The following is a 7,074-nucleotide window of genomic DNA, read 5'->3' as shown; positions in this document are numbered from 1 at the left end:
CCCTCGAACAGTCAGACAGACCTTGACGCCGTCATCCTTCGAATCGGCCACTTCTCCCCCCGAGGAGCCGGCGGCGCCTAGCCCCGGTTCGGGACCCCAGATCTTCGCCATCGCCAATCAAAAAGGCGGAGTCGGCAAGACCACGACTGCCACGAACCTCGCGACGGCTTTGGCGGCCGTGGGCGAGTCAGTGCTGCTGATCGATCTCGATCCGCAGGGCAATGCCTCCACAGGCCTGGGCGTTGAACGAAGTGAGCGCTCACCCGGAACCTACGAATTCCTCCTCGGGTTGGCGCCCCTCGATGCCTGTGTCCGCGCCACCCAGATTCCCAATCTGTCGGTAATGCCGGCGTCGGTGTCGCTGGCCGGCGCCGAGATCGAGCTGATCGACGTGGAGCGCCGCGAGCACCGCTTCCTGGAGGCTCTGAATGCCCCCGAGAGCCATGCCCGCTCGCGCTGGACGACCATCCTGGTCGATTGCCCGCCGTCGCTCGGTCTGGTGACTCTGAATGCCCTGGTGGCGGCCGACGCCGTCCTGGTTCCCCTGCAGGCCGAGTTCCTCGCGCTCGAGGGCATCGGTGCCCTGTCCAATACGGTCGAGCGCGTCAGGAAGCGGCTCAATCCAAAGTTGCATATCGCCGGGGTTGTCCTGACCATGGTCGATCGCCGCATGACGCTCAGCCAGCAGGTCGAGGCCGATGTGCGTCGGCATTTCGGTGAGCTCGTCTTCGGCACCACCATTCCGCGCAACGTGCGCATTGCCGAGGCGCCGTCGCATGGCATGCCGGTGCTGATCTACGACAGCGCCTGCGCCGGCGCCCAGGCCTACATCCTGCTGGCCAGCGAGTTCATCCGCCGTCGTCGCAACACGCTAGAAATACCGCCTGACATGGTGTCCCATGAGCCAACCTCCTAAAGCGCGCGGCCTCGGCCGCGGCCTGTCCGCCTTGCTGGGCGACGACGATGTCGCCACCGCCGTCGCCCCCGTACCGGCACAACCTACGAACGAAGCACCGGCTGCCGCGCACGCCTCCGCCTTCGTGTCGAGCCGGCCGCCGACGACCTTGCCGGTCGGTCAGCTCAGGCCCGGCAAGATGCAACCGCGCACCAGTTTTGACGGCATCGAGGTGCTGGTCGATTCGATCAAGGAGTTCGGTCTGCTGCAACCGATCCTGGTGCGTCCGGCGGGGGGGCAGCCCGACAGCTACGAGATCGTCGCCGGCGAGCGCCGCTGGCGTGCCGCCCAGAAGGCGCAGCTGCACGAGGTGCCGGTCGTCGTCCGCACCATGGGCGACCTCGATGCCCTGCAGCTCGGGCTGATCGAGAACCTGCAGCGCACCGACCTCTCGGCCATCGACGAGGCGCGGGGTTATCGTCGCCTGATGATGGATTTCACCCAGACCCAGGAGGACGTGGCCAAGGTCGTGGGCAAGAGCCGCCCGCATGTCGCCAATACGCTACGCCTGCTGGAATTGCCGGTGCCGGTGCAGGAAATGGTGCAGCGCGGCGAGCTGTCGGCCGGCCAGGCCAGGACCCTGATCGGGGTGCCCGACGCCCTGGCCCTGGCCAAGCGCGCTGCCGAGGAAAAGCTGTCGGTCCGCGAGCTCGAGCGCCTGCGCAGCGAGGCTGCTGCGCCTGCCCCGGCGGCCGGCGGGCGCGCCGGCAAGGCAGCCGCGGCTGCCGGCCCCAAGAGCGCCGATACGCGGGCACTAGAGCGGCGCATCGAGGAGGCCCTGGGGCTCAAGGCCGACCTGCGGCTGCGCGGCCTCGGCGAGCAGAGCGTGCTGACCCTGGAGATCCGCGACTTCGACCAGCTCGACTCGGTCGTCGACAAGCTGACGCGGCGGTAGCGGGCGAACGCCGCCTTTGATGGCACTCATGGTCTTCCGGACCGCGGGCATCTTGCCCGCTCATACTCGTGGTTCATGACCATGAGCGGGCAAGATGCCCGCGGTCCGGAAGACCATGAGCGAGCGCCATCCGCGCGTCGGCGCGAACCCTACCGCCGACGCTGCCGTGCGCCCTGGGCTGCCGAGGCCAGGCGCAGACAGAGGCGGCGGGCGATCGCCTGGTCGGGGAGGCCCGTGCGCTTGCAGTCGATCTCGGCGTCGAGGATCGCACTGAGGGCGGCGCCGAGGCGCGGCAGCGGCCACCTCTGAAGATGACGTCCGAAGCGCGCGCGCACGGGACCGCCGCGCGGCAGGGCGCGGGCCCTGAACATCGCCGCTTCGAGGTTCCCGCTGGCGGCCGCGTGCGCCGCCACCACATGGAGCTGGTCGACATGGCGCTGCAACGCTCGAACCAGTTGGACGGCGTTGCCGCCCTCCGCGAACACGCGGTCGAGAGCACGGTCGAGAATGGCGAGCTCGCCATCGAAGGTTGCAGCCACGACCTCGTCGATGCCGATCGCCGCGGTATCGCCCAGCACTGCGACTGCATCGTCGAGCGACACCACCTTGGTGCCGTCGCCTTCCTTGTAAAGCAGGAGCTTCTCGATCTCGCTGCGACTCTGGCCGCGATCGCCGCCCAGCCGCTCGACGATCCAATCCAGGGCGTCAGGGTCGACGGCAAGGCCGCGCGTTCGCGCCGCGCTCTCGACCAGCGCCTGCAGGGCGGCCTCGTTGTCCATGTAGCATGGCAGGGCGGCGAGACAGGCTTCGTTCTCGGCCAGGGAACGCAGGCCGGAGCGCGGCGTCAGGTTGCCGGCTTCGATCACCACCAGTGCGTCGCCCGCAGGGGCGGCAACCAGGTTCTCGACCGCCGCCACGACTTCCTCGCCGGCCGGCCGCACGCGAACCACCCGCCGCCCGCCCATCAGGGACATCGCCCCGAACTCGTCGGCCAGCCGCGCCGGATCGGCCTTCAGGACGTCACCACCGACGTCGACGACGCGGAACGGATCCTTGAGGTCCTCGCACACCGTCCTGGCGAGCGCGACGGCCCGCTCGGCGATCAGGCCATCGTCGTTGCCGTAGACGACGATGCCACGGATGGTTGCATCCGGCTTCCTGAGAAAGGCTTCGACCTGGCGCGGCTCGATCTTCAATCTCGCCTCCTCAGCGGAGTGCGACGGAGTGCGCGCATCTCCATTCCTCCCCCGTGATCGGGGGAGGTGCCCCGTCATACGGGGCGGAGCGGGACTGCGGCAAACGCAATGCTTCAGATTCCGACGTCAGCATCGGAGAAACAAGGACTGCGGCTTTCCCCACCGGCCCTCCGGGCCACCTTCCTCGATGACGGGGGAGGAATTTGAATGGCGGGTGGAAGGCCGCATCACACAACCACATTCACCAAGCGATTGGGAACGACGACCACCCTCTTCTGCGGCTTGCCGGCCATGGCCTTCTGGACGTCGACGTGGGCCAGGGCGGCCAAGGTGTTGGCTTCCTTCGAGGAGTCCTTCGGCATCTGGATCGTGCCACGCAACTTGCCGTTGACCTGCAGGGCGATCGTCACCGTGTCGTCGACCAGCAGGGCGTCCTCGGCCGACGGCCACGGCGAATCGGCGAGCAGCGACGTGTGGCCGAGCGCCTGCCACAACTCCTCGGCGAGATGCGGCGTCATCGGCCCGGCCAGGCGCACGAAGATCTCGAGCGCTTCGCGCAAGGCCCACCGGCTGCCCTCGTCGGCCGCCTCGAAGCCGTCGATCGTGTTGGCGAGCTCGTAAAGCCGCGCCACCGCCTTGTTGAAATGGAAGGCCTCGATGTCGGCCGAGACGCCGGCGATCGCCTTGTGCGCAGCCCGCCTGAGATCAGTGGCTGCGCTGGCAAGCTGGGCCGGCTTCGGGGTTCCGGCGGCCGGCAATTCGCCGAGCGCCGTCGAGGCAATGCGGAACAGACGCTGCTGGAAGCGCCAGGCACCGGTGACGCCGGCTTCGGTCCATTCGAGGTCGCGCTCGGGCGGTGAGTCCGACAGCATGAACCAGCGCGCGGTATCGGCGCCGTAGTCGCGAATGATCTGGTCCGGATCGACCACGTTCTTCTTCGACTTCGACATCTTCTCCGAGCGGCCAACCGCGACCGGCGTCCCGTCGGATCGCCGCACGACCGTGCCGCCCGCGCTGCGCTCGACCTCCTCCGGCATCAACCAGGAGCCGTCGGCGGCGCGATAGGTCTCGTGACAGACCATGCCCTGGGTGAACAATCCGTCGAACGGCTCGTCGCGGCTGGTCATCTGGACCTCGCGCATGGCGCGCGTCCAGAAGCGCGAGTAGAGCAGGTGCAGGATCGCATGCTCGACGCCGCCGATATATTGATCGACCGGCATCCAGTAGTGGTTTTCCTCGCGGTCGAACGGCGCGCTCGCCATCTGGGGCGAGGTGAAGCGGTCGAAATACCAGCTCGAATCGATGAACGTGTCGAATGTGTCGGTCTCGCGGCGCGCCGGCTTGCCGCACGACGGGCAGGCGACGTGCTTCCAGGTCGGATGATGGTCGAGCGGATTGCCCGGGCGATCGAAGGTGACGTCCTCCGGCAGCTCGACCGGCAGATCCTTTTCCGGCACCGGCACGACGCCGCAGCTCTCGCAATGGATCGCCGGGATGGGGCAGCCCCAGTAGCGCTGGCGCGACACCAACCAGTCGCGTAGCCGGTACTGGATGGTGCCCCGCCCCACCCCCATTTCCTCGAGGCGCGCGATCACGGCGGCCTTCGCCTCCTCCACCGGCAGCCCGTCGAGGAAATCGGAATTGATCATCACGCCGTCTTCGACGAACGCCGCCTTGGCGACGCTGAAGCTCCTGGCGTCGCCATCTTCGGGCATGACCACCGGAATGATCGGCAGGCCGTACTTGGTGGCGAACTCGTGGTCACGCTCGTCGTGGCCCGGGCAGCCGAAGATGGCGCCGGTGCCGTACTCCATCAGCACGAAGTTGGCGGCATAGACTGGCACGGTCTTGCCGGGGATCAGCGGATGCCGGGCCAGCAGAGGCAGCCTGAACCCCATCTTCTCGGCAGTCTCGAGCTCGGCCGCCGCCGTGCCGGTCTTGCGACATTCGGCTACGAAGTGCTGCAGCGCCGGGTCGCGCTCGGCCAGCTCGGCGACCAGCGGATGCTCGGCCGACAGCGCCATGAACGAGGCGCCGTACAGCGTGTCCGGCCGCGTGGTGAATATCTCGAGCCTGCCCCAGTCTTTTGCAGAGGAGGCCGCACCGGAGGCGTCGGCGAGCTGCCAGAAGACACGCGCGCCGCGGCTCCTGCCGATCCAGTTGGCCTGCATCAGGCGGACCTTCTCGGGCCAGCGCTCGAGTGTATCCAGCCGTTCGAGCAGCTCGTCGGCGAAGGTCGTGATCTTGAGGTTCCACTGGGTGAGCTTGCGGCGCTCGACCGGCGCGCCGGTTCGCCAGCCCTTGCCTTCGATCACCTGCTCGTTGGCCAGCACGGTGTTGTCGACCGGATCCCAGTTGACCCAGGCCTCGCGCCGGTAGGCCAGGCCCGCCTTCCAGAAGTCGAGGAACATCTTCTGCTGGTGGCGGTAGTAGGTCGGATCGCAGGTCGCCAGCTCGCGGCTCCAGTCGAGCGACAGGCCCATCGACTTCAGCTGCGCCTTCATGGTCGCAATGTTCTCGTAGGTCCATTTGCGCGGATGAACCTTCTTCTCCATCGCCGCATTTTCGGCCGGCAGGCCGAACGCGTCCCAGCCCATGGGATGCAGCACGTTGAAGCCGCGCGCCCGCTTGTAGCGCGCCACCACGTCGCCCTGGGTGTAGTTGCGCACGTGGCCCATATGGATGCGCCCCGACGGATAGGGGAACATCTCGAGGACGTAGTACTTGGGACGGGCGCGATCCATTTGGGCGCGGAAGGTCTGGCGATCGTCCCAAACCCTCTGCCACCTGGCTTCGGTCTCGCGGAAATTGTAGCGCGCTGGCGTCGACGACACGGAAGAACCCCGAAAAGGACTGCGGCCGCAGCGGATGCCCGCTGCGGCCGCACTCGTCAAGCGTCGCGAGTGTCTTCTGGACCGCGGGCGTGCCGCCCGCGCCTTTCCAGGGGCAGGAGGGCCGCCCGCGGTCCACAAGAGCCTGAATCAGGAACCGCCGGCGATGCGGAGCTGGCGTGCCCGGGTAAGAATCGCGTTCTCGATGTCGATGTTGGTGCGCGGGTCGACCTGGGCGTCCACCCAATTGCCGCCCCGGGGCGAGGTCGTCTGCTTGAACACCGCCACCCGCACGCCATCGGCCCTGAGATCGCGATCGAGGATGGTCACCTGGACCTTCATGCGCTCATTGGGCGTTTCAGCCGGTGTGTACCAGTCGGTGATGATGACCCCGCCGAAGGGGTCGGCCGAGACCAGCGGGATGAAGTTGATGGTGTCGAGCGACGCCCGCCACAGATAGGCGTTCACGGCGACGCCGGTGCCATTATCGATTTGTTTTTCCTGCTTCGTCCCGAACAGCCCGCCCGGCCCGAACAGGCTGCCCTGCTCGCGATTCTGGCCGCCCAGGCCCTGAATCATGTCACGGCTGTTGCGGTCGCTCGACGGCCCGCTCTTGGTTTCTTTCACGGCATTCGGATTTCCGCATCCGGCGAGGCCGACCGCAGCCAAGCACACTCCGACTGCAAGAATTCTGATAATATGCGACAAGCGCGGCATCGTTGGCGTCCCTTCGTAGCCACGATAACACAGCGGCGGGTCGGACCATACGGGGACGACGTTTTCGCCGCAAGGGGAGTTCCGCCGCAACCGCTCAGTCAGTTGCTTGAGCAAACTCAATATGTGGCGTCAATCCTGTGGGAAAACTCGGGAAGGCGCCTAGCCATCGTCCCCGTTTCGGTTTAAGCAAGAAAAAGCACCTCTCGTCCCCTTCTCGAATTGTGACAAAGACGCCACAGGTGCGGGCAGAATCGAGCGCTGGCGCGTCGATTTCTTGACCCCCGAGGGGCCCGAGTGTTTCTATAGCGCGGCCGTATTGGCGGGGCCGTGTGTCGCCGGATCTCTCGGGCTCCCACTTCCGCCGGTCGGACAGGCCTTGTGGTACGTACCAGTCTCAGATCAATGAGAGAGGGAGAATGATGAAAAAGCTTCTACTCGGCTCGACCGCCTTGGTCGTCGGCGGGGTGATGGCCGCCCCGG

The 7,074-nt window shown here is 66.9% G+C and carries 5 protein-coding genes; 2 read left to right on the top strand and 3 right to left on the bottom strand.

Annotation, left to right across the window (positions count from 1 at the left end):
- Positions 1–22 precede the first annotated feature (22 nt).
- Together AB7O82_RS36005 and AB7O82_RS36000 are read left to right on the top strand one after the other, a co-directional pair.
- Positions 23–916: a ParA family protein gene (locus tag AB7O82_RS36005; RefSeq protein WP_428621674.1), complete on the top strand. Its 894-nt coding sequence runs from the start codon at positions 23–25 to the stop codon at positions 914–916.
- Positions 900–1,850 (top strand): ParB/RepB/Spo0J family partition protein, encoded by a 951-nt coding sequence (locus tag AB7O82_RS36000; protein ID WP_428547298.1) that lies wholly within the window; start codon positions 900–902, stop codon positions 1,848–1,850. Before AB7O82_RS36005 ends, AB7O82_RS36000 begins: the two co-directional genes overlap by 17 nt.
- Positions 1,851–1,999: 149 nt before the next feature.
- On the opposite strand, the gene holA is transcribed toward AB7O82_RS36000, so the two are convergent.
- The 3 genes from holA to AB7O82_RS35985 all read right to left on the bottom strand — a co-directional run bounded on the left by holA (position 2,000) and on the right by AB7O82_RS35985 (position 6,546).
- Positions 2,000–3,046, bottom strand: coding sequence for a DNA polymerase III subunit delta (gene holA, locus AB7O82_RS35995; RefSeq protein ID WP_428547295.1), 1,047 nt, complete (start codon positions 3,044–3,046; stop codon positions 2,000–2,002).
- Positions 3,047–3,273: 227 nt separating this feature from the next.
- Positions 3,274–5,880 (bottom strand): leucine--tRNA ligase, encoded by a 2,607-nt coding sequence (leuS, locus tag AB7O82_RS35990; RefSeq protein ID WP_428547292.1) that lies wholly within the window; start codon positions 5,878–5,880, stop codon positions 3,274–3,276.
- Between the two features lie 147 nt (positions 5,881–6,027).
- Complete coding sequence (locus AB7O82_RS35985; RefSeq protein WP_428547289.1) at positions 6,028–6,546, bottom strand: DUF3576 domain-containing protein; 519 nt, start codon at positions 6,544–6,546, stop codon at positions 6,028–6,030.
- Between the last annotated feature and the right edge of the window lie 528 nt (positions 6,547–7,074).

The organism is Reyranella sp., assembly GCF_050185545.1.
In the GTDB taxonomy this organism is placed as follows: Bacteria; Pseudomonadota; Alphaproteobacteria; order Reyranellales; family Reyranellaceae; genus Reyranella.
Note: the sequence above shows the minus strand (reverse complement) of the source record. Positions and strands in the feature narration are given on the sequence as shown.